The organism is Streptomyces olivaceoviridis (assembly GCF_014650115.1).
GTDB classification, from domain to species: domain Bacteria; phylum Actinomycetota; class Actinomycetes; order Streptomycetales; family Streptomycetaceae; genus Streptomyces; species Streptomyces olivaceoviridis.
This window is the reverse complement of the sequence record NZ_BMUI01000122.1, coordinates 1-710: the sequence shown is the minus strand read 5'-3', so window position 1 is coordinate 710 and position 710 is coordinate 1. Positions and strand designations below refer to the sequence as shown.

1 protein-coding gene is annotated in these 710 nt (G+C 56.6%); it reads left to right on the top strand.

All coding sequences use genetic code 11. From position 1 onward, the window contains the following. Nucleotides 1-41 precede the first annotated feature (41 nt). Entirely contained in the window at nucleotides 42-569 is a 528-nt protein-coding gene (locus IE273_RS45590) for a ribulose-1,5-bisphosphate carboxylase small subunit (RefSeq protein WP_077273887.1), read from the top strand. Nucleotides 570-710: the final 141 nt, after the last annotated feature.

The following is a 710-nucleotide window of genomic DNA, read 5'->3' as shown; positions in this document are numbered from 1 at the left end:
GTGCCTCCTCCTAGCAAGCTATATACCTACATAGTACAGCCATGGCCCCCACCGTGATGGCCTCGTCGGCCACCTCCGTCGCTCCTTTCCAGGGGCTCAAGTCCACCGCCGGCCTCCCCGTCAGCCGCCGCTCCAACGGCGCTAGCCTCGGCAGCGTCAGCAACGGTGGAAGGATCAGGTGCATGCAGGTGTGGCCCATCGAGGGCATCAAGAAGTTCGAGACCCTGTCTTACCTGCCACCGCTCAGCACGGAGGCCCTCCTCAAGCAGGTCGACTACCTGATCCGCTCCAAGTGGGTGCCTTGCCTCGAGTTCAGCAAGGTTGGGTTCATCTTCCGTGAGCACAACGCATCCCCTGGGTACTACGATGGCCGGTACTGGACAATGTGGAAGCTGCCTATGTTCGGGTGCACCGACGCCACACAGGTGATCAACGAGGTGGAGGAGGTCAAGAAGGAGTACCCTGACGCGTATGTCCGCATCATCGGATTCGACAACATGCGCCAGGTGCAGTGCGTCAGCTTCATCGCCTTCAAGCCACCGGGCTGCGAGGAGTCCGGCAAGGCCTAAACAGCTCACTCACGACAGGCCATATATAAAGTGCCATTGCAGTTTTGTCAACTCTGACATTGCTTTGGGTTTTCCTTCTCCATTTATCTTTCTTATTTGTTCCTAAGAATATGTGTATGTCCATGTTCATGTACCAACATG

What these genes read in the sequence shown, in the direction of transcription:
- IE273_RS45590 (WP_077273887.1), top strand. Translation starts at nt 42, where the DNA reads ATGGCCCCCACCGTGATGGCCTCGTCGGCCACCTCCGTCGCTCCTTTC.